Origin of the sequence: Margalitia sp. FSL K6-0131, from assembly GCF_038008735.1 — a bacterium.
GTDB lineage: Bacteria > Bacillota > Bacilli > Bacillales > Bacillaceae_C > Margalitia > Margalitia shackletonii.
Genome location: NZ_JBBOZS010000001.1, coordinates 4326783 through 4347363 on the forward strand (window position 1 = coordinate 4326783; position 20581 = coordinate 4347363).

At 36.9% G+C, this 20581-nt stretch carries 21 protein-coding genes; 4 read left to right on the forward strand and 17 right to left on the reverse strand.

Annotation, left to right across the window (positions count from 1 at the left end; translation table 11 throughout):
* Positions 1-159: 159 nt before the first annotated feature.
* Complete coding sequence (locus tag NSQ59_RS21190) at positions 160-594, forward strand: MarR family winged helix-turn-helix transcriptional regulator (protein WP_055742048.1); 435 nt, start codon at positions 160-162, stop codon at positions 592-594.
* Positions 595-607: 13 nt separating this feature from the next.
* Positions 608-1423 carry a class I SAM-dependent methyltransferase gene (locus tag NSQ59_RS21195; protein ID WP_235950823.1) on the forward strand — a complete coding sequence of 272 codons (816 nt, stop codon included), beginning with the start codon at positions 608-610 and terminating at the stop codon, positions 1421-1423.
* A 133-nt stretch (positions 1424-1556) separates the two neighbouring features.
* On the opposite strand, the gene ant(6) is transcribed toward NSQ59_RS21195, so the two are convergent.
* The 3 genes from ant(6) to NSQ59_RS21210 all read right to left on the reverse strand — a co-directional run bounded on the left by ant(6) (position 1557) and on the right by NSQ59_RS21210 (position 4998).
* Positions 1557-2420, reverse strand: coding sequence for an aminoglycoside 6-adenylyltransferase (gene ant(6) / locus NSQ59_RS21200; protein WP_055742050.1), 864 nt, complete (start codon positions 2418-2420; stop codon positions 1557-1559).
* Between the two features lie 871 nt (positions 2421-3291).
* A complete protein-coding gene (locus tag NSQ59_RS21205) occupies positions 3292-3705 on the reverse strand; it encodes a YjdF family protein (RefSeq protein WP_055742051.1) in 414 nt (137 codons plus the stop codon).
* A 414-nt stretch (positions 3706-4119) separates the two neighbouring features.
* Positions 4120-4998: an alpha/beta fold hydrolase gene (locus NSQ59_RS21210; protein WP_055742052.1), complete on the reverse strand. Its 879-nt coding sequence runs from the start codon at positions 4996-4998 to the stop codon at positions 4120-4122.
* 163 nt (positions 4999-5161) lie between these two features.
* On the opposite strand from NSQ59_RS21210, the gene NSQ59_RS21215 reads away from it, so the two are divergent.
* Entirely contained in the window at positions 5162-5887 is a 726-nt protein-coding gene (locus NSQ59_RS21215) for a MerR family DNA-binding transcriptional regulator (protein ID WP_055742053.1), read from the forward strand.
* Between the two features lie 52 nt (positions 5888-5939).
* On the opposite strand, the gene ltrA is transcribed toward NSQ59_RS21215, so the two are convergent.
* The 12 genes from ltrA to NSQ59_RS21275 form a co-directional block, all read right to left on the reverse strand.
* Entirely contained in the window at positions 5940-7199 is a 1260-nt protein-coding gene (gene ltrA, locus NSQ59_RS21220) for a group II intron reverse transcriptase/maturase (protein WP_055737770.1), read from the reverse strand.
* Positions 7200-7802: 603 nt separating this feature from the next.
* On the reverse strand, positions 7803-8672 hold the full coding sequence (locus NSQ59_RS21225; protein WP_235950776.1) for a putative RNA methyltransferase: 870 nt from the start codon (positions 8670-8672) through the stop codon (positions 7803-7805).
* A 195-nt stretch (positions 8673-8867) separates the two neighbouring features.
* Complete coding sequence (locus NSQ59_RS21230) at positions 8868-9365, reverse strand: hypothetical protein (RefSeq protein WP_055742054.1); 498 nt, start codon at positions 9363-9365, stop codon at positions 8868-8870.
* Positions 9366-9536: 171 nt separating this feature from the next.
* Entirely contained in the window at positions 9537-9908 is a 372-nt protein-coding gene (locus tag NSQ59_RS21235; RefSeq protein ID WP_055742055.1) for a hypothetical protein, read from the reverse strand.
* 86 nt (positions 9909-9994) lie between these two features.
* Entirely contained in the window at positions 9995-10321 is a 327-nt protein-coding gene (locus NSQ59_RS21240; RefSeq protein WP_055742056.1) for a YnfA family protein, read from the reverse strand.
* A 50-nt stretch (positions 10322-10371) separates the two neighbouring features.
* Positions 10372-11331 (reverse strand): LacI family DNA-binding transcriptional regulator, encoded by a 960-nt coding sequence (locus NSQ59_RS21245; RefSeq protein ID WP_055742057.1) that lies wholly within the window; start codon positions 11329-11331, stop codon positions 10372-10374.
* A 357-nt stretch (positions 11332-11688) separates the two neighbouring features.
* The gene (locus NSQ59_RS21250) at positions 11689-13200 is read right to left on the reverse strand and encodes a DHA2 family efflux MFS transporter permease subunit (protein WP_055742058.1); all 1512 of its coding nucleotides are present in this window, start codon (positions 13198-13200) and stop codon (positions 11689-11691) included.
* Between the two features lie 52 nt (positions 13201-13252).
* Positions 13253-13387, reverse strand: coding sequence for a hypothetical protein (locus tag NSQ59_RS21255; RefSeq protein WP_340832685.1), 135 nt, complete (start codon positions 13385-13387; stop codon positions 13253-13255).
* Positions 13384-14007, reverse strand: a complete 624-nt coding sequence (locus NSQ59_RS21260; protein ID WP_055742059.1) for a TetR/AcrR family transcriptional regulator — start codon at positions 14005-14007, stop codon at positions 13384-13386. The genes NSQ59_RS21255 and NSQ59_RS21260 overlap by 4 nt, the downstream gene beginning before the upstream one ends.
* 250 nt (positions 14008-14257) lie before the next feature.
* Positions 14258-15229 (reverse strand): alpha/beta hydrolase, encoded by a 972-nt coding sequence (locus NSQ59_RS21265; protein WP_055742060.1) that lies wholly within the window; start codon positions 15227-15229, stop codon positions 14258-14260.
* 131 nt (positions 15230-15360) lie between these two features.
* Complete coding sequence (locus NSQ59_RS21270; protein ID WP_340832688.1) at positions 15361-16095, reverse strand: SDR family NAD(P)-dependent oxidoreductase; 735 nt, start codon at positions 16093-16095, stop codon at positions 15361-15363.
* 44 nt (positions 16096-16139) lie between these two features.
* Positions 16140-17765, reverse strand: a complete 1626-nt coding sequence (locus tag NSQ59_RS21275) for a flavin-containing monooxygenase (RefSeq protein ID WP_055742062.1) — start codon at positions 17763-17765, stop codon at positions 16140-16142.
* Between the two features lie 183 nt (positions 17766-17948).
* Between NSQ59_RS21275 and NSQ59_RS21280 the strand changes: the two genes are divergently transcribed.
* Positions 17949-18644 (forward strand): LuxR C-terminal-related transcriptional regulator, encoded by a 696-nt coding sequence (locus NSQ59_RS21280; RefSeq protein ID WP_055742063.1) that lies wholly within the window; start codon positions 17949-17951, stop codon positions 18642-18644.
* A 130-nt stretch (positions 18645-18774) separates the two neighbouring features.
* On the opposite strand, the gene lepB is transcribed toward NSQ59_RS21280, so the two are convergent.
* Together lepB and NSQ59_RS21290 are read right to left on the reverse strand one after the other, a co-directional pair.
* Entirely contained in the window at positions 18775-19314 is a 540-nt protein-coding gene (lepB, locus tag NSQ59_RS21285; protein WP_055742064.1) for a signal peptidase I, read from the reverse strand.
* Positions 19315-19652: 338 nt separating this feature from the next.
* On the reverse strand, positions 19653-20531 hold the full coding sequence (locus NSQ59_RS21290) for a sigma-70 family RNA polymerase sigma factor (RefSeq protein ID WP_055742065.1): 879 nt from the start codon (positions 20529-20531) through the stop codon (positions 19653-19655).
* Between the last annotated feature and the right edge of the window lie 50 nt (positions 20532-20581).

The following is a 20581-nucleotide window of genomic DNA, read 5'->3' on the forward strand; positions in this document are numbered from 1 at the left end:
TGCATCAAAGAATAAAATATAACCCTTTTTAACATTTTTCTGAGGCTAACCGATCTCTTTTCATATTAGTAAATATTTTTTTACCAAATATCAATATTGAGTTTGATTATAATCGAAAATGGTAATATAATATTTACTAAATCATAAGGAGAATAAAAAATGATTGATGAAATAGCGAAAGAATACATCACCTTAATTCCAAATTTATTCAGCAGTTTTAGTGAGTTAAATAAGCATTCGGTAGAACTATCCCATATGCAGAATCATGTTATAGAGTATATATACATGCAGCAACGGGCATTGAATCTTAAAGAAATTAGTAATGGTTTAAATATTGCAAAGCAACAACTAACCAATATCATTAAGGATTTAGAAGCTAGCGGATATGTAAGTAAGGTGCCTGACGTTAAAGATAAGCGTGCCGTATTAGTTTCTCTGACTCAAAATGGTCAGGATATTCAGGATAAAAAGTGGACGAAGATCTATCAAAAGTTTACTGACAGCATTTCTAAGTTAAGCGATGAAGAGCAATTAGATTTAAAATTTGCCCTGCACAAGGTTAATGTATTGTTAACAAAGATAGCTGATTGTTAAAGGAGGGTTAATGATGGTAACACCTAAACCTCATAAAGTGTTTTTAGAAAAAGAAATGGAAACCCTTTTAATCACTTTGCACGCTAAAGCCTTAGACAGCCGTTCTAAAAATACCATTCTTCATGATAAAAAAGCAGCGGAAATAGCTAGTTTAATTGATTATGACTTTGAAAAAGTGAATGGCTTTGGAAACAATCTTATGGTTATTCGGGCTAAACAGTTAGATACATGGTTAGAGGAATTTCTTGAACGGTACCCTAATGCTACTGTACTTAATCTTGGTTGCGGTCTCGACACAAGAGTTTCCAGAATAATACCGCCGTCTACTGTCCGCTGGTATGATGTTGATTTTCCTGAAGTAATGGAAATACGCAAGCATTTTTATTCGAATCAAAATGGTTATGAAATGATATCCTCCTCCATCACAGAATTAGATTGGTTGGAACAAATTCCAAGAACTAATCCAGTAATGGTCATTGCAGAAGGAGTTTTGGAATATCTTACAGAATCGGAAGTAAAAGAGCTTCTTAACCGTATAACTAGCTTTTTTCCACATGGACAGATTGCTTTTGATGTCATGAATTCATTTGCCATCCAATCTGGAAAAGAAAGTCTGAAAGAAACGACTGGAGCTGAGCACAAATGGATGGTGGATGATGTTCGTCAAGTTGATCAGCTAAATTCAAAACTCAAAAGGAATGCCGCTGTGTCCATATTTAAATCGAGATACATTCATAAACTCCCATTAAAAGAACGTTACCTTTATGCTGCAATGGGCTTCATTCCAAGCTTCCGAAATATGATGAGATTGCTTTCGTATAAGTTTTAATTTCAAACGGACTCACCTTAATGAGTCCTTCCCGGTAATCCGTTAAACCTATCTTATTCCACTCACATTTCATAAACAATTGCTTCTCAAAAACGAGATTGAATTCAACCATGTCTTCGTTGATTCCCTCTTCTTATGACTTATTACTATGTGAGTTATAAATATTTTGCGTGTATTCCGTAATAGCGCTATCATATTCCGGATACTGATAGCCGAGACCTTCTGCTACAGATTTAGAGTATTTTCTAAATAGCTTATAGCAAGTGAATAATGCTTCCCACATCTTTGTATAGCTACTTTCTGAATAAGTGGATAGTAATGCTTCCCAGTCTTCTGTTGATAGATATTGTTTAATAAATTTGTAATTTTCCCCTACACTAAAAGAATAACCATGCTTTAAGCCTATTTGCCAAGTCATCATCCGTAACAGATTAGGCCTGGCAATCTCGTTTAAATGATCAATAGCAAAAAGGATTTCTTCCCTTGCTAATCCCTTTACTACATACGTAGAAACCATCCAAAATTCATTGCAGCAATCATCAAATTCCCTTGCAGTGGGCCTTTTTATCCAATATTGACGATCGCTGGCAATCACTCGATTTTTGATAAGAGAGTCCTTATCAAGCAACACTTCTACCAGACCATCACTATTAGAAAAATATTCGTTTACTTCGTTAATGGGAATAAGGGTCAAGTCCAATTTATTTCCGTCTTTAAATAGAATAAGATAAGAAAACCAATTCCCTAACTCCGGTGGAAAAAGCTCCATATCTTCAGGCTTTTGCATCATTAGACGCTCCCCGAATACATCGAGCCATTGATCATTTTCTTTGAAGGAATCCATATCTGTAACAAAATAGGAAATATCATAATCTTGAAATGAATCACGGGGTATGTTTTTGTTTGTGCGTGATCCTTCTAGTGTTGCCAATCGAATTCTGTCATCCTTTCTGGCAAAATCAACAAGCATATTCATCATTTCGATTTCACTTCTCATAATGTGGACCCTCCAATCGTCTTTAAATTTTTGACTTGTTTTGCCGGTTTCCAACCCGTTTTATCGTTCATTCAATCAGAGATTAATGTTGACTATTCACCTAATTGTTCTGTAAACCCTTATAATGAGGTATGTTAATATTGACAGTAGGGCTTTTGTTGCATTATAAAGACCATTCTGACTCAGATTCTTCCTCACATCGGGCTTTTGATACCTTCTAAAGACCATTGGGATTCGGATTTTTCCTCACATTGGGCTTTTGATTCCTTATAAAGACCATTGGGATTCAGATTCTTTCTCACGTTGGGCTTTTGATACTTTATAAAGACCATTTGAACTCGGATTCTTCCTCACATTGGGCTTTTGATACCTTATAAAGACCATTGGGATTCGGATTCTTCCTCACGTTGGACTTTTGTTGCCTTATAAAGACCATTGGGATTCGGATTCTTCCTCACGTTAGGCTTTTGATACCTTCTAAAGACCGTTGGGATCCGGATTTTTCCTCACATTGGGCTTTTGATTCCTTATAAAGACCATTGGGATTCGGATTCTTCATCATGTTGGGCTTTTGATACCTTATAAAGACCACTTGAACTCGGATTGCTCTTCAAGTTTTATAATGGCTGTTTTCGTATTCTTTGTTGCTTTTCCTCAGTTGTTATAAACCCAAACATGTTTGTTTTCTGGGCACTTTTCTTACTAGTTTATTCATTTTTAACGCAAATAAGGTTGTAACCAAGAACTTTTCGTATACAAAAGCTAAGAAAAATGCCTTCATAAAAAAGGAGATCATGTCCTGCTTAGACTTGATCTCAATTTTTAGGTGTTAGCTTAAGATTTATGAGTCATCAAAAATAGTAGAAAGCATTTATCGTCCTTTATGTTTTTGCTTTGCCTTTTGTTTTTTGAGTTCCCACTTTTTTTGTTGAAAAGCGTCCTTTTGCTGTTTTTTCAGCTTTTTCCCTTCCGCTTTCCGCTGTTTGATATCATCCTTTATAGCTTCTTGAGCTTTTGTCGATATCCCTTTTTTCTTCATTTCTTTGGCTACTTGCCGCTGTATACGTTTTGGATTAATCTCCTTCTTCATCATCCTGCTTGCTTTGACCCCAGCAAGCTTACTATTTTGCATGATAGGTAGTAAACGGGTATGGATAAATTCTAAAATCTCAACATCACTGGGCTCTGCACCGAATACAAAACGAAAAGCTTTTAATCTTTTGTTTTCCTGAATTTCAATGACTCCAATCCAGAACTGACCATCAAAATAAACCGTCAATTTCATGACGATTCCCTCCTCTTACTCTTGAATTCATGGAATGACGGACATCCCGAGGAGGGGAAGGTTACTGACATCCAAAAGAATGGATGCATCCGGACTACCAACCGAATCGTGTTTTTTCATTCCACCTGATAATATGTTAGCAGTTTTAAAAATGAATAGTCAAAAAGTTTTTCCAAATTTCATCCAAAGAAATAATAACGGTAAATTTAGCGGACACAGAATCCGCTATTTCCATAAAATAGCCCTATTTTAATTACTTAGCGGACACTGATTCCGTTATCAATGCAAAAACATAAGAAAACTACTACTTTTTCACCAAATAACGGAACCAATGTCCGCAAATATACGAATTGAACCCATTTTGTCACAGATAACGGAACGAGAGTCCGCCAAACTCAAATTGATCAATCCTCCTTACATTAACTTTTCTACTAACCACGGCTTTATTAGCGGTAAAACATTAATCGGCTGCATGGCTTTTGTATGATCCATCCCCTCGCCTTTTAAAACTTCAACATCCCATCCTAACTGTTTTAGTTCTTTTTTATTTTTTGTAAGTAATCCCACAATATCAACCGTTACATTTCCAAAATTCTCTCCGTAAACGATGGTATCCATTTCTCCAGCAAAAGCTAGTCTAGGTATGGTTAATTGTTTTTGAATCGATTTGTCATCGAAATTCATTAAGTTTTGATACATGGTTACGAATTGTTTCGTCTGATTGGGATCTAATTCCACTTGAACATTCTCCCAATCAATTTCATCGGGTGTGTCCGGCACATCGTTTTTAACTCTTGCAGAATTAGAGAGATTCTGATTATCCAATGCCTGCTGGTATGTTTTTTCTGTCACAATCAGCATTTCTTTATATGGGCCGTCAAGCGGTGGAAATCCACCCATAATGAAGCTCTCTAATCGATTTGTGCGAATAGCCAATTGCAGACCTGCTAAGGCTAACCAAGAATAACCATAATAACTAAATTGATCAACGTTCATTTCATCTGCAATCAGCAAAAAATCTTTAGTTATATGCTCAGGAGTAAGATAGTCAAAATTCGGTGTTCTTAAAAGATGGCCTTCATAATCAAAATATAACACTTTAAAATTATCTGCTAACCCATCAACAAAATGTTCACCTAATTCAGGATCAACACCCCACATTTTAAGAGTCTCTGCCTCTTGACCATAAACAGATTTTTTCGCTATTGGCAACATGATTACGCTACCATCTTCTTTTCCGGTTAACCCTACTTCCATTTCAGAACCATTAGATAATCTCACCATCTTTTTCAATGAAAAACCCCTCCTAACGCTTTATATTTTCACTATACAACATTCATGCAATCTTTCAGTTTTACATTATTTTTGTCCTGAAATAATGCTATTCTTGAGTTGTTATGTTAACGTAGCACTTGAAGGTTTTACTTTAAAGATGGAAGAGTGGAGTGATGGTTCTATGACCTATTCGCCGAAACAAATTGCAGAATTTCTCAATGTGAGCACCACCACTTTAAGAAGGTATGAAGAACAAGGGCTAATTCCGGATGTTCCCCGAACGGAAAGTAACCACAGATATTACACTAAGCTCCATTTTCAGGCATTTATAACGGTCCGAGCATTGCTTCAAGGTTATGAAATTCCTATTGTTTACGAGGTTATGAGGAAAATAAAAGCTCGAGATATTAATACTGCTCTTTGGCTAATCAATGAACAACAGTATGAAATGGAAAAAGAAAAGAAACGTGTAGAAAAGATATTAACTATGGTAAAGAACGCGGATTTCACCATTCATGAAAAAGTAAAAGATAATATGAGTATTGGCGAAGTTGCTGCGATAGCAAGGGTCAATACTTCAGCAATCCGTCATTGGGAAAATGAGGGCCTAATCCGTTCAAAAAGGGATAAGAACAGTGGATACAGAATATTTTCCGTAACGGAATTACGAAAAATTCTTCTTATTAGCAGTTTAAGAAAAACGATATACTATATCGAAAATATGCGAGAATTGTTGGAAGAGCTTGATACACAAAATTTGGAGAAGATTGAACAAGCTTATACTCTTGCATTGGGGAATCTGAATGAAAAACTTCAAATACAGTTTGCAGGGATAGCGGATTTAAGTAATTATATTAACATGCTGAAAACCATTAAATTTATTAATCGAGTAGGAGGAGGTGACTAACCCCCGACCTCTCACACCACCGTACGTACGGTTCCGTATACGGCGGTTCCATTTATGTCTGACGTAGTTGAGAATATCTCACATAAAGACTCTTCAGCCCTCGCATCTCCCAATAGGAGTTTGTGAGGGTTTTCTGTAGGATTGGGCTTCTGGCTATTCTCCAATATTTCTTTCTAGAGTTTCCCCATTCGTATGCCTTCTCTTTTGGAATCCCTAATCCAATGAGTTTTCTTACTTTGGTTTTTGGTTTCTTCCATTCTTTCCATTGGCACATTCTGAGACGCCTTCTAATCCATTCGTCTAATTCTTTGAAAATAGTGGGTGTATCTGCTAATGCATAATATCCGCACCAGCCAATCAAATATTGATTCAGCTTCTCTATTCTATAATCCATTGGAATTGGTTTTGACCTTGAAGTTAATTCTCGTATCCGTTTCTTGACACGTTGAATACTTTGGTTTGACATCCGCACCTTCGGTTTCTTATGAAATGTGAAGCTAAAACCTAAAAACTTTCTTTTCCAAGGTCTGTCTACAGCTGACTTTTCTCGATTCACCTTTAGTTTTAGAGTAAATTCAATGAAAGTAGTAATCGAGTCCATTACTCGCTCTCCGGCTCTTCTCGATTTTACGTAGATATTACAATCATCTGCGTATCGGACAAACTTGTGCCCTCTCTTTTCTAACTCTTTGTCTAGTTCATCTAGAACGATATTGGAGAGTAAAGGACTTAATGGTCCACCTTGGGGCGTACCCTCCTCGGATTTCGTTATGACTCCATTAATCATAATGCCAGACTGTAGATACTTCCGAATTAGTGATAGGAGCGTTCTGTCTTGAATCCTTTTGGATAGAGTCCGCATTAATCTATCATGATTGACTTTATCAAAGAATTTCTCCAAGTCCATGTCGACTACCCATCGGTATCCCTCTTCGATATATTTCTTCGCTTGTCTAACACCGTCATGACCTCGTTTGTTTGGTCGAAAACCATAGCTCTGTGTTGAAAAAGTCGGGTCGAAGATAGGGGTTAAAATCTGAGTAATCGCCTGTTGGATGAAACGGTCTGTCACGGTTGGGATACCTAATAACCTTACTCCACCGTTCGGTTTTGGGATTTCAACCCGACGGACAGGAGAAGGTTGATAAGTACCCTCCATTAAGGATGTTTTAAGTGTATCCCACGTTTCGAGAATATGTCTTCGTAGGTCTTTTACGGACATATTGTCTACTCCATGACTTCCTTTGTTCTTTTCTACTCGCTTTAATGCCAATAAAAGATTTTCCCGTGACAGCATTCGTTCCATTAACATTGAGATTTATCCTTTCTACGTGAACAATACATTCTCATTAAGTGGGTTCTTTACTAAGCCCTCCCGAAGTCCCCCATGGAATTCACCATTTCTTCCTTTCAGGTAGGTTCCGTAAGAATTTTCTGCTTTCATACATAAAGAACCGTTTGCCGAGTGTTTGTTCTCCTAAAATGGTTCAGTCCTTCCTTGATTCTCTCGAGCAAACCAAGTACTACGACTTCGGCTGACTTCTGATTGTTCAGCTATCCATTACTAGATAGGTTACCAAGTGTACTTGGCGTATCAACCAGACCTCCCCGGGTAAGAGTGCAATCTTTCCTTCCATCTATCTGCTTCATTTACTTTGTATCACCTTCGGCAGAAAGGACTTTGTTTTGTATTGCAAACTCATCCAATGATACCTAGCCTTGTATGAAGTTCGTGTTCCTCAGACCGGAAGTTTGCCGCTCGCTTCCTTCAGATTCCGCGTCACCACGGACACCCTTGCGTTAAGCTAACTGCTACTTCTGCCTTCACAGTTCGGGACTTTCACCCTAGAGACTACACCCATGCCGGGCGCACAATAAGAACGAATCCATTATAGGATCCGTTCTCCAACTTACTCTAAAATGTCTTTCCAATCAGTATCTCCAAATCGACAGTGATAGTAACGGTCTCCTTCTGTAAAACAGTATTCACCCGCTCTTCTGTAACACCCCAAGTTAAAGGTGTCATTTGAATTAATGATGGCAGGAATGGCTTTTCTAGTTTTACCGAATAACATAACCTTGATCGGTTAATGAGCTGAAAACTCTCACAGAACCGATCGATTGTTTCTGTATTTGAATAAGACTGTTTTTCAGGATCATCAAAATAAAATTCTCTTAGTTCCTTTAAATAGTTATTTTGAGGAACAACCTTTACTACCAAACCATCACATTTTATTATTCTTTTAAATTCCGCATAATTGGATGGCGATAGTATATTCAATACAACGTCAAACTGCTTATCCTGAAACGGGGTATTCGCTAAATCAGCGACTGCCCAAATTTGATTCGAATGATACTTTGATGCTATTAAAACTCCCTCTTTCGCAATATCAATTCCAAATCCTGTTACGTGTGAACCAATATTGTCACAAAGTTGAGAAAGATGAGACCCTTCCCCACATCCCATATCAAGTATTGTCACGTCTTTTTTCTTAACATGATTTTTTATACTTTCAGCAACGGTTTCTGTTAGAAGACCAAAAAAACCATTTTCAGTAATTCGTTTTCTAGCCTCGAAAAGCTCTTTACTGTATTTTGTCTTGATTGGACGAGGAAATAAATTGATATATCCATATTTAGTAAAATCAAATGTATGACGATTAATACAAACCAAACTTCTATATTCAAATACCTTTATCGAAGAACCACATATTGGACATTTGAACATGTTTTCAAAATTGCTTACATGCTTTGCGCTTAGTATTCTTTTATTCAATTGATTCAAAGAAGACACCTCATTCATTCGTTTTGATAAATGAAAAAGGCATAGACAAATAAACCCTCATCATCATGCTCAAAAAAATATGAATCGGGCTCGTGAATGTCTATACCTCTCTTTATCTATAACGAATGAATTGAATAATCATAGAAAAGGACTCCTTTGAATTTAAAAAAGGGAGTATACTTCCCTTTAACTATTCTAACAAGTCTTTTTTGTAATCGCAATTACTCTGAGTTTGGTGGTTTTTTTCTCATAAAGATATTGCAGCCAATAAAATACAAATGCTTTTAAAAAGAAATAAAGAAAAAATTGAAAGTGGTTAAAACGGACCAATGTATAATATCGTATCTTCTTTGATAAAACAGAAAACGGAAATGCAAAGAACGCATTAACAATCGCATTTAGTAAGACAAAGCGAAAGAATTTCCCATATGTCCACTTCAGAATCCACATGGACCCGATTAAAAAAGGACCAATATTAAAAGGGAATTCATTAAACAAGTAAGAGTTTGGTTTATGATAGAAAACCCACCATTTACGCTTTTTCCCGATTAAAACATTTACTGCTTCTATAACTCCTATTAGGAGGGAAACTGGGAAAAATCTTTTCATATTTTGTAACCCATAAAAGGGCAGTGTTGACCATGATAATAATACCATCGCAATATTCAGGAATATTCGCATTTTCATTGACATAAATTGGACATCCTTTTCACTTTAACTAGCTTCTCTTTCTTGTTAAAATATCCAATAACTTTCCTTATATGTATTTTGAATTTTTTTCCAGATTCGAAGTGTTTCATCCGATATACCGAAAGAAAAATCAAAAAACCCATAAGATCTGAAAAGATTCTATGGGTTTTGACATTAATGCACCTTTATTGACTTTACACGTTTAAGCTTTATTGTCTGAATTTTCTTTTCATCAACATCTCGATCCTTTTCACTTTTTGATACTATCAATAATTCAGATTCCACACGAGTGAGCAGAACAACATTTTCTAACCTCTCTCCATTCTTCATTTCAATGGTCATTACTTGGCCATTTTGTAATTCTTTGACGAATGGATATCTGCTTAAAATCTTCTCCTGTGACCGCTTTTCCTCTAGTCGTGATAATCTTTTTTCAATTGGGCCAAGTCCTATAATCAGCGCGACAAAGCATACTACTAAAAACCACCAGCCAAAATGCTTCCAGTATGTTGTAGCAATAATATTAACAAGCAAATACCATCCCAATAGTAAAATCCAGTATAAGTACTTATGCGTTTATCTTTCCTGTTTTTATCCATTCACGAACACCAACATCACTTTAACTTTATAAATCAATGCCGCGGTCCCCAAAGCATAATGGATACCCCGATTAAACAAATGATTGCTCCTATCCAATCGTAGGTATCCGGTGCTTTTCGATCCACTCCCCATCCCCATAAAACAGACAAAATAATAAAAACTCCGCCATAAGCTGCATATACTCTTCCGAATGAAGGAAATTTTTGCAGGGTAGGGATGATTCCGTAAAGCACCAAAATGATACCGCCAATGATTCCGTACCAATATGGCTTTTCTTCGCGCAACCATTGCCATATCAAGTACCCGCCACCGATTTCTGCGATTCCGGCAAGGATAAATAAAACGATAGTATAAATCATAATTCACCTTTTCTAGCGTAATGTAACATATATTATAACTCGAAATGAAATCAAACTGTCTCTCTTTCCATTAGTTTAACAGACCACTCCTTATTGGATATATCACTGCTAACTGCTTGTAAAAATAGATTCATTCCCATTTCAACAAGAGGAATTTCAATGGAAGTAATATTCATCATTTTTGCTATTGGTTCATTATCAAAACCAATAATAGAAATTTCATCCGGAATGGAGATATGCTGTTTTTGACAACAAATCACAATTCCGGCAGCAACCTGATCATTTGTGACCAAAAGTGCTGTAGGAGGAGTATCCATTTGTTTTATTTGATTGATGACTTTTTCTCCATCCTCGAAATAGAGGCATTTATCCATAATATATTCAGAGTGATACGGTAAGCCATATTTTTCAAGGAAATCTCTGTATGCCCTTTCCCGTTTATAGCTGCTAGTTCCTGTCAATCTGCCAATGCAGTAACCAATTTCCCTATGACCCTTTTGATATAAATATTCTAATGCCTCTTGAAAAATTTTATAGTGGTTAACAAAGGTAGTAGAAATCTTTTCACTTTTAATATTTTCGCAAAGAACAATTGGACCGAATAGTAAATGCTCTTCAATCACAGATAAATCACAAGCTCTCGAGCAAATGATTAAGGAATCGATTTGCTTTTGTTTCAACATTTGTAAAGCTTCCAGTTCCCTGCTTTCCAAATATTCCGTTTGAAATAAGACCAATTTATAATTGTTTTCCAATGCTTTTTTGGCTATTCCCTTTAATAACAGAGCGAAATATGGGTGATCAGAGAATGGTAAAACAACACCTATAAGCTGTGTTCTTCCTGTGCTTAAATGAACAGCATTAATATTTTTTTGATAATTGCTTTTCTCAATTGCTTCTAACACGGCCTTCCGTTTTTCTATACTCACATATGGGTGATTATTCAATACTCGGGAAACGGTCGTGACCGATACGCCAGCCATTTTTGCCAGTTCTTTAATATTTGTCATGCTATCACCTTTAAAAAACTTATATATCTCATTATTCATTGTAACATTCCCAAAATTAGTAAAGAGCACTTTCAGTATAAAAAAAGATATTAACTTTTTCTTGCTCTGAAACCAGTTTCATAATTTAACCTATTTATAGGATTGGCGTAACGCATATCTGCGGCGTAACAATTCTTTGTCGGAAGTGTTCTTAAAGTTTAAGAGCACTTCTTTTTATACAAAAAAAGAGTAATCTACGCAACCCCTAAAGTATTACCTGTTATACTATTTTTCCGAAACTTCTTGAATATATTAAAAAAAGAGAGGAAATTTTCCCCTCTCACACACAATAACTTCTATTAAACTAATAAATTCTCATTAAATTGTCTCTGGCTTCATTTTCGTATTTTCTTGTTGATTTAACTTATTGACAGCCTCCTTACTTACATCAACACGTTTCACAAATAAAGCTAAAATTAGAGCAACAATATTAATGCCAAGTGCTACATAGAATGAGTATTGAATTCCAGCTAATAAAGCTTTTTGTGTTAACAATGCCTGTGTAGCTTTCGTAAAGGTTGCTGGGTCAACAGCTGCCAATAAGTCTTCCGCTTTTGATTTTGTAACAGAGTTCATGATTGTTACAAGAACTGCTGTACCAATGGAACCGGATACTTGTTGAGCTGTATTGTTAATTGCTGTACCGTGTGGATTTAAACGGTTTGGCAATTGATTTAGACCGTTTGTCATAATTGGCATCATTACCATGGACATACCAAACATACGAAGAGTGTAAACAAGTATAATATAGGTGTAACTTGAGTCAACTTGTAAGTGTGCTAACATGAATGTTGAAACTGCTGTTACCAGAAGTCCTACCACGGCAAGCATACGCGGACCAAATTTATCAAACAGTTTTCCTGTAATCGGCGACATAATCCCCATGATAATAGCACCTGGAAGCATCATTAAACCTGAATGAAGCGGTGAGATACCTCTGACGCTTTGTACATATGCTGGTGTTAGAATCATACCTGAGAACATGGCTACTGCGTTTACAATCGCAATGATAGATGCAAGTGCAAACATTGGGTACTTATATACACGTAAATCTAAAAGTGGTTCTTTCATTTTTAATTGACGAACGATAAATGCAACTAAGGCAATAGCTCCTACAATTAATGTTATCAAGACAATTTTATCTGTCCAGCCATCTGAACTTGCAGAACTGAAACCATATAGGAGCCCGCCAAATCCGATACATGACAAAATAACAGATAAATAATCAATCGTTGCATTTTTATTTTGTGCCATTACATTCTTCGATTTCCAAATTCCTAACACTAAACTAATCACTGCTAACGGTAAAATCATTTCAAAAAGCAAACGCCAATCATAATACTCTACAATATAACCAGATAATGTTGGTCCAATTGCAGGAGCTGTGATCATTACTAGTCCGAAAACACCCATTGCTGTACCACGTTTTTCACGCGGGAAGCTAACTAACATGATATTCATTAACAAAGGTCCCATTACAGAAGAGCCTGCAGCTTGGATCATACGTCCAGTAAGCAGTACCCCAAAGTTTGGAGCAAAAGCTGCTGTTGCAGTACCTAATGTAAAAATCGTCATTGCTGTAATAAATAAACTGCGGTTTGAAAAGCGTGTAATCAAATAGGCCGACGCTGGAATTAAAACACCGCTGACAAGCATATAACCTGTAGCAAGCCACTGTACGGTTGAATAATCTTTAATTTTTAAGTCCACCATAATAGACGGCAGTGCGACATTTAAGAGCGAGTTATTTAAAAAAGAAACAAATGCTCCTACAAATAAAATCGCAAGCATTAAATACGGTGGTTTTTTTTGTTGTATTGCTGAATCCATATTTTTGTATCTCCTTATTCTGTCATTTTTTTAATGGATATTGCTTTTGAGTCTACCTAGGCATTTTCGTGCTAATCCATTTAAAACTAGGTCGTTTGCAAATCTGAACGTTGATACCTTTTTCTTGAAGTTTTTCTGCAATCTTTTTTAAATTCATTTTCTTCTTTTTCTTTTCTTCAAGGGTCATTCGTTCTCTTCCTTATACAAGCCTCTTTTTATAAGTTCCATTTGATCAATATAATTTTTTAATGCTTCTTCATCCGATAATTCCTTGCCGAACATTTGAACAAGATTATGGAAGGTTACTGCCAACATAATTTTCATTACATTGTGCAGATCCTTTTCGTCCTTTATGTTTAAATTTTTGGTATTGATTAAGTTAATGATATCGAAATACTGCTTTTTTTGACTCTGCTCGTAAACATTATTCACTAATGTGTTTTCAAGCTTATAATTCATATTTAAAAAGGTATTTTTAAAAAAGCTTTTATGTTCAGGGTTTTTATGAACCTTTATCGAGAATTGAAAGGACTCAAAAAATGTCTCAAAAATATCACCATTCTTTTCCTTTAAAACGGAAATGAATCTTTCCGCATTTTTTTGTGAAAGTTGATTTAACAAGTAAAAATATAGATCCTCTTTATCCTCAAAATATTGATAGAAGCTTCCTCTTGGAATACAGGCATTCTTGATTATATTTGCGATAGAAGCCTCATGTAATGGAACTCTGGAAAATTCCTCTTTAGCAGATTGAATTAATGTGTCCTGTTTATCTTTAGGTAAATGAAAAAACGTTTGTTTTGGCATCGTTACTCTCTCACCTCGATTTGTGACAGCGTGTCATGTGTGATTACAAATTAAAATTATATATGACACGATGTCACATGTCAATCTTAAAATGACAATGTGTCATATTTTTTTCACATAAATATTTTCACCATGTTAAAGCTCCACAATATTCTTCTTGTATCTTAGGTTGCACGAACTTTCAAAGCAAAATCCCACAAACAATTGTTTGTGGGATTTTGCTAAATTGCTTTATCAGGTCATGTTTTTTTTAACCTGCACTATTTCCAACAGGCTGAGCATGATGTAATACATATTTAACAGCATTAACATATTCCGAAATAGCTCGCTGACTAATTGCTGCAGTAGGTGCAACACCTTCAAACCCATGGTAACAGCCAGGATAAAGATGGAATTCCACATCAACACCTGCACGGCAAAGGCGCGTTACGTATTCCAGTGTTTCATCGCGAAATGGATCTAATTGTCCTATACATGTATAGGTGTAAGGAAGGCTTGATAAATCTGTCGCTCGTGCTGGAGCAGCATACTGGGATACATCTTCTGTTCCATTTTTCCCATCCAAGTACATGGTCCATCCCTTTTGATTTAAATCATGATTCCAAATCATATGTCCTGTTATTTCCAAACTTGAAGGTGTTTGATTGCGATCATCAATCATTGGGTATAGCGGCATTTGGAAACATAGATTCGGACCTTTCCTATCCCTGGCTAATAATGCAAGTGCCGCTGTTAAGCCACCTCCAGCGCTTTGCCCGCCAACCCCAATTCTGGATGAGTCTACTCCTAATTCTTCTGCTGCATGTTCGGAAAACCATTTAAGCACCGCATAACAATCCTCTATCGCTGCTGGATAGCGGTGTTCCGGGGCAAGGCGGTAATCAACCGAAACAACGACACAATTCGCCTCTTTCACAAAGCGTTGACATAATACATCATCCCCTTCCGGATTTCCAAGGACATAGCCCCCACCGTGAATCCATAGTAACCCCGGTAAGGTTTCTCTTTTTTTCTTCGGTTCATAGATTCGTACGCGAACAAAGGGATTGTCTTCTGGTCCGGGTACCATTCTGTTTGAAATAGCAACAGATTCATCTATGGGGATAGGAAAAGCTTCGGCGCTTTCAGCCATTGCTTTTCTGGTAGCCTCGACATTGTCTAAATCAAGTGGTGGAAATAATTCTAGTGTTTCTTTCAATTCAGGATTAATTCTATTTTTCACAATCCATTCTCCTTCACCAAGTTTATTCATTATTTTTTACTATTCTATTATCCTATTTAGAATTGTATGCGTTTCCATTTTGTTGCACCCATATAATCTAGCTTAAACGTTACTAATCCTGTTAATAGTTGTTATGCTGTTAACCCACCGTCAATGGTCACAATAGAACCATTCATGTAGCTTGCCTCATTTGATGCCAGGAAACTTACCACATTCGCAATCTCTTCAGGAGATGCTGGTCTTTGCAGAGGGCCATTCTGCTCTGGGTTATTCATTTCCATACCTTTCGTCATATTTGTAGTTACCCCTCCTGGACATATTGCATTGATCCGTATTCCTTCTGGTCCATATTCTACCGCAGCAGTTTTGGTCAGCCCCACGATACCATGCTTGCTCGCAGAATACCCTCCTAAAAATGGCGTGCTATGAACTCCAGCAGATGAAGCCGTATTAATAATAACCCCTGATTTCTGTTTTTCCATTACCTTTAAAACATGTTTAAGTCCCAAAAATGCTCCTTTTAAATTAACGGAGATAATCCGGTCGAAATTCTCTTCACTATAATCTGCTAAACGAGCCGGCGCACCTAAAATGCCGGCATTATTAAAAAATACATCGATTCTTCCAAACACATCCATGGCAGTTGCTACGTATTTCTCCACATCCGAATTACTCGAAACATTTGCTTGTACAAATATACCTTCCCCGCCTCTTTCTTTAACAAGACGCAGTGTTTCTTCTCCCCCTTTTTCATCTAAATCTACCATTACAACATGCATTCCACCATCCGCCAATTTTAATGAGACAGCTCTTCCTATTCCACTGCCAGCACCAGTAATTACTGCTACATCATGCGTTAAAGACATTTTACCCCTCCATTAATTGCTAGTTTTTTGAATTTCTATTTTCATTAATGTTGTATCTTTAAAGAAGATAAATGAAACCCATTATAACCATTCGATGCAACCTCATCACATATTTTTCTGTATACGTCAAACCCTCCAAGATAAATAAGAAAACTGCGTGGTTTACCGACGATATTCGCACCGGTGTACCAGGAATCCGTTTTAACATAAAGTGTCATTTCCGCGACTTCCCTGCAATGATTGCTCCATTTCTGTTCTGCTTCGATTGTTGCTTCAATTGTTTCTACGTTATTCTCTTGGAGGTAGCTGATACAATCCGCTATCCATTCCACATGCTGCTCAATTGCTGCAGGCATATTTACCAATACGGAAGGACTCTCCGGACCTGTAATCGTAAAAAAGTTTGGGAAGCCTGCAGTGGAAAGACCAAGATAAGTTCTTACTTTTGAACCATCTTCCCATTTTTCTTTCAGCTTGACTCCATTCTTACCACGAATATCAATATTAAATAATGGACCAGTCATTCCATCATAGCCAGTGGCAAAAACAAGAATATCTAACTCATATTCTGCGTCCGCTGTTCGAAGTCCCTTTGGGGTGAGCTTTTCAATCGGTGCATTTTTTACATCAATTAAAGTAACGTTCTTTCGGTTAAAAGTCTCATAATAATTGGTATCTAAGATTGGACGTTTCGTACCATAATAGTAATTTGGCAATAATTTTTCCGCTACCTTAGGGTCACAAACGATCTCCTTAATTTTTGTACGGATAAATTCAGCCGCTGTTTTATTTGCTTCTTCATTAACAAAAAGGTCTTTATACGTCGACGTGAATGCATATCCTCCTTCGTTCCAAGCATTTTCATATACTTGATAACGTTGTTCCTGCGAATCATCCAATGCTGAACGATCCCGAGATATAAATCCGTTTCCGCTTGTAGATTCTCGCATTTGTTTTCGAATCATTTCGAAGTTTTCTTTTGACCGCTTTATATATTCAGGATCGTAAAGATGATTTCTCGCTGGTACCGTATATTGTGGTGTTCTTTGAAAAACAGTTAGATGTTCCGCTTCTTTTGCAATAACAGGAATTGCCTGAACACCGCTTGAACCAGTACCGATGATTCCAACTTTCTTCCCTTTAAAATCCACCTTTTCATGAGGCCATCGTCCGGTATGATACCATTCACCTTCAAAGCTATCCAGCCCTTTAAAATGTGGAATATTAGTAGCGGACAGACAGCCAATCCCAGTGATAAAATACTTTGCATACACGGTTTCATCATCGTTCATATAAATCTTCCATCTATTACTTTCCGATTCATAGTGTGCAGCGGTTATTCGTGTATTAAACTGAATATCCTGACGCAAATGGAACTTATCTGCTACAAAATTAAGGTATCTCAATATTTCAGGTTGTTCCGGGTATTTAGATGTCCAAGTCCATTCTTGATAGAGTTCTTTTGAAAAGGTGTAATTATAATAGATACTTTCTATATCACAGCGGGCACCAGGGTAACGATTCCAATACCAAACACCGCCGACACTTTCCCCAGCTTCATACACACGAGTGGTGAACCCTGCCTCACGCAACCGATAAAGCATATATAATCCAGCAAATCCTGCACCTACGACAACTGCATCCAAGCTATCTTTTTGATTGGATGTCATCTTCTTGATACCTCCCTTAATTAGGATAATAATGAATCTATTCTATTCAACTTCATCGATTAGGAATCTCCCTCCTTTCATGAAACAGTTGTTTCATGTTCCTAATTAAAGAATAGACCCTTTGGAATGATTTGAATATTCCATATTTTTAGAGTATTATATACCTAAAAAAGGGGTAAAAGAATGATCTCTAACTATACCATAGAACGATCCATTCAAAGACTGAAGTCCAGTTTAAGTCATGAGGAGCAACTATTAAATATTTTAGAGGTTTATTTGAGTATCTTCCCCGTCCTTAATTCTTTTTTGTTAAGATACTCTCCAATTGGCTTTGTTGCAGAAGGGGTAATTTCCCTTCATTCTTCCGGTGGGGTTCATATTGGAGAAATTCGAGACGATATTCGTTCATTTCCCATTATCTTTTCCGCCATTAGCGAAAAGAAAGCTAAATATTGTACAGGCCTTGAATATCTTAAACAAATGAGCAGCAAATATTCCATCCCTTCTGACAACAATTCTATTGTCATTGTACCTTTATGTTTTGATTCATTTGTTTTTGGATATATATGCAGTACGGAATTCGAAGAGGATGCCATCATCGATGAACAACTGCTCTCTGCCTTTACCTTGTATGGAAAATTAGTTGGAAAAGTCATAAACTTTGCAGGGAAAGAGGATGTTACACACCAACTTAGTAAAAGAGAGCTAGAAGTGATGAGGAGAATCGCATCAGGAGAAAGCACGAAGGAAATGGCTGACTATATGGACATTAGTGACTTAACGGTTAATCAGTATGTAAAGTCAGCTATCAAAAAACTTGGCGCTAAGAATCGCTCACATGCGGTAGGGGAGCTATTTCGAAAAGGAATAATTTCTTAGCCCACTAGTTTCTCCAAAATTATATACTATCAAAAAAATTATCATAAGAGATTAACTCCAATACAAACAAGAGTTGATAGTCAAATGAACTCCAGCTCTTGTCCCACGCTAATTAAATAATGAATAGAAATTACTTAGTATTTCTTAATTGTGAGAAAGGGTAAAAAACAAATTCGCTTTCACCTACTATTTGTTCTTTAGAGAAATACCCTAATCCATTACGACTATCTTTACTATATAGTCTGTTATTACCCATAACAAAGTACTTATCTTTAGGAACTGTAATTGGTCCAAAATCATCTGTTAATTTACTTCCCATTTGTTTAGCTAATTTAAGATTATGAGAAAGATAAGGTTCTTTAACCAAAACACCATTAATAAATAAATTATCATTTTTCATTAAAATTGTATCCCCAGGTAGACCAATAATTCTTTTAACATAATATTCTTCTTTACCTTTTATAACTACGATTTCTCCCCTACTTAATCTATTGGTTAAATTTAATTTGTTTACGAACATTTTTTCGTGATCATGTAGTGTTGGTTCCATAGACTCACCGTCTACTACATAAGGTGAAAATAGAAATGTTCTTACAACAATAGCAATTCCTAAAGCAAGAAACAACGCTTTACCCCAACTCTTCCATTCACCTTTTGAATTAGATTTCATTCGTTAAATCAACTCCCAGTTATTATCCTAATAATTATCTACTCTCTCTTTATTATTGAAAACCCTCCTAAATGTATGATTTTTCCATATTATTCAACATCCCATAGTTAAAGAAAAAAATCCTGCAAAACAGGATTTTAATCAAACTTTATTATCAATTAACAATCTTTTTTTAAAATCATCAACCCATATAACTACATTCAAAATATTTCTGTATAGACTCCGTTACCTGCCCGTTCGCGAAAGGGATACCTTTGAGACCGAATAAATCATATCTCATATCTTTTGAATAAAACGCATTATCCTCTACAGCAACAATGCATTTCTTATACTTTTGTTCAATTGTTCAAAACAGCTAAGTCTAGCTGGTTAATGCGCTCTTGATCGGCAATCATGTCGATCTCGGTGATTTTGCCATCCGCAACCGTCAGTTCGAGTACGAAAAGTAATCGACCTAGAGGAGCTACGACAACGCCTATAGATCCGTTTACAAGCATCGGTCGTGCACCCTGAGCACGACCAGCGAATTGTTTGGCGACTGCTTGCGAACCGTGAACCAACGTAGATGTGGAAACGGGTGCAAATGCTGGGTCGTTTCTGAGTACGACATCGGGGGCTAATACCGCGAGAAGTTTATCAAAGTCTCCTGTACGCGACGCAGTCAGGAAAGCATCAACAAGTTTCCGCTTTCTATCCAGCTCTTCTGAATCCACAGTCTTTTTTGCACCATGAACCCGACGGCGTGCGCGGCTGGCAAGCTTTCTTGCTGCGACCTCGTTACGCCCTATAATAGGAGCGATCTCCGAAAAGGACAGGGCAAAAATATCATGCAGCACAAATGAAATACGTTCGGCGGGATTTAAATTATTCAAGACGACGAGCATTGCAAGACCAACAGAATCGGCCAACAGCGCTTCATGCTCAGGGTCACTTCCATCTTGGCGACTAGTTACCGGCTCGGGTAAACTCTCCATTGTAAGCTCCTCACGCCGCGTTTTGCGAGATCGCAGCATATCAAGACACACCCTCGAGACTATCGTTGTCAACCATCCGCCTATATTTTCAACTCCACTAATATCGGAGCGGCTAAATCGTATCCATGACTCCTGTACAGCATCATCAGCTTCGCTCAGAGATCCGAGCATCCGGTATGCCACCGCCTGAAGGTGTTGCCGATATTCCTCGAATTGTTCCACAAGCCAATTATTATCGTTCATATGTCATATACCTTCTTTCGTTTCCTCTTTACTTATATGTCGAGCTAAAC

Bases quoted from the DNA above. Each gene is read 5' to 3' on its own strand.
- NSQ59_RS21275 (WP_055742062.1), bottom strand. From the start codon at position 17,765: ATGACATCCAATCAAAAAGATAGCTTGGATGCAGTTGTCGTAGGTGCA.
- NSQ59_RS21240 (WP_055742056.1), bottom strand. From the start codon at position 10,321: ATGATTTATACTATCGTTTTATTTATCCTTGCCGGAATCGCAGAAATC.
- lepB (WP_055742064.1), bottom strand. From the start codon at position 19,314: ATGAAATCTAATTCAAAAGGTGAATGGAAGAGTTGGGGTAAAGCGTTG.
- NSQ59_RS21290 (WP_055742065.1), bottom strand. From the start codon at position 20,531: ATGAACGATAATAATTGGCTTGTGGAACAATTCGAGGAATATCGGCAA.
- NSQ59_RS21260 (WP_055742059.1), bottom strand. From the start codon at position 14,007: ATGCCAAAACAAACGTTTTTTCATTTACCTAAAGATAAACAGGACACA.
- NSQ59_RS21215 (WP_055742053.1), top strand. From the start codon at position 5,162: ATGACCTATTCGCCGAAACAAATTGCAGAATTTCTCAATGTGAGCACC.
- NSQ59_RS21230 (WP_055742054.1), bottom strand. From the start codon at position 9,365: ATGTCAATGAAAATGCGAATATTCCTGAATATTGCGATGGTATTATTA.
- NSQ59_RS21255 (WP_340832685.1), bottom strand. From the start codon at position 13,387: ATGACCCTTGAAGAAAAGAAAAAGAAGAAAATGAATTTAAAAAAGATT.
- NSQ59_RS21195 (WP_235950823.1), top strand. From the start codon at position 608: ATGGTAACACCTAAACCTCATAAAGTGTTTTTAGAAAAAGAAATGGAA.
- NSQ59_RS21270 (WP_340832688.1), bottom strand. From the start codon at position 16,095: ATGTCTTTAACGCATGATGTAGCAGTAATTACTGGTGCTGGCAGTGGA.
- NSQ59_RS21205 (WP_055742051.1), bottom strand. From the start codon at position 3,705: ATGAAATTGACGGTTTATTTTGATGGTCAGTTCTGGATTGGAGTCATT.
- NSQ59_RS21280 (WP_055742063.1), top strand. From the start codon at position 17,949: ATGATCTCTAACTATACCATAGAACGATCCATTCAAAGACTGAAGTCC.
- NSQ59_RS21245 (WP_055742057.1), bottom strand. From the start codon at position 11,331: ATGACAAATATTAAAGAACTGGCAAAAATGGCTGGCGTATCGGTCACG.
- NSQ59_RS21250 (WP_055742058.1), bottom strand. From the start codon at position 13,200: ATGGATTCAGCAATACAACAAAAAAAACCACCGTATTTAATGCTTGCG.
- NSQ59_RS21190 (WP_055742048.1), top strand. From the start codon at position 160: ATGATTGATGAAATAGCGAAAGAATACATCACCTTAATTCCAAATTTA.
- ltrA (WP_055737770.1), bottom strand. From the start codon at position 7,199: ATGTTAATGGAACGAATGCTGTCACGGGAAAATCTTTTATTGGCATTA.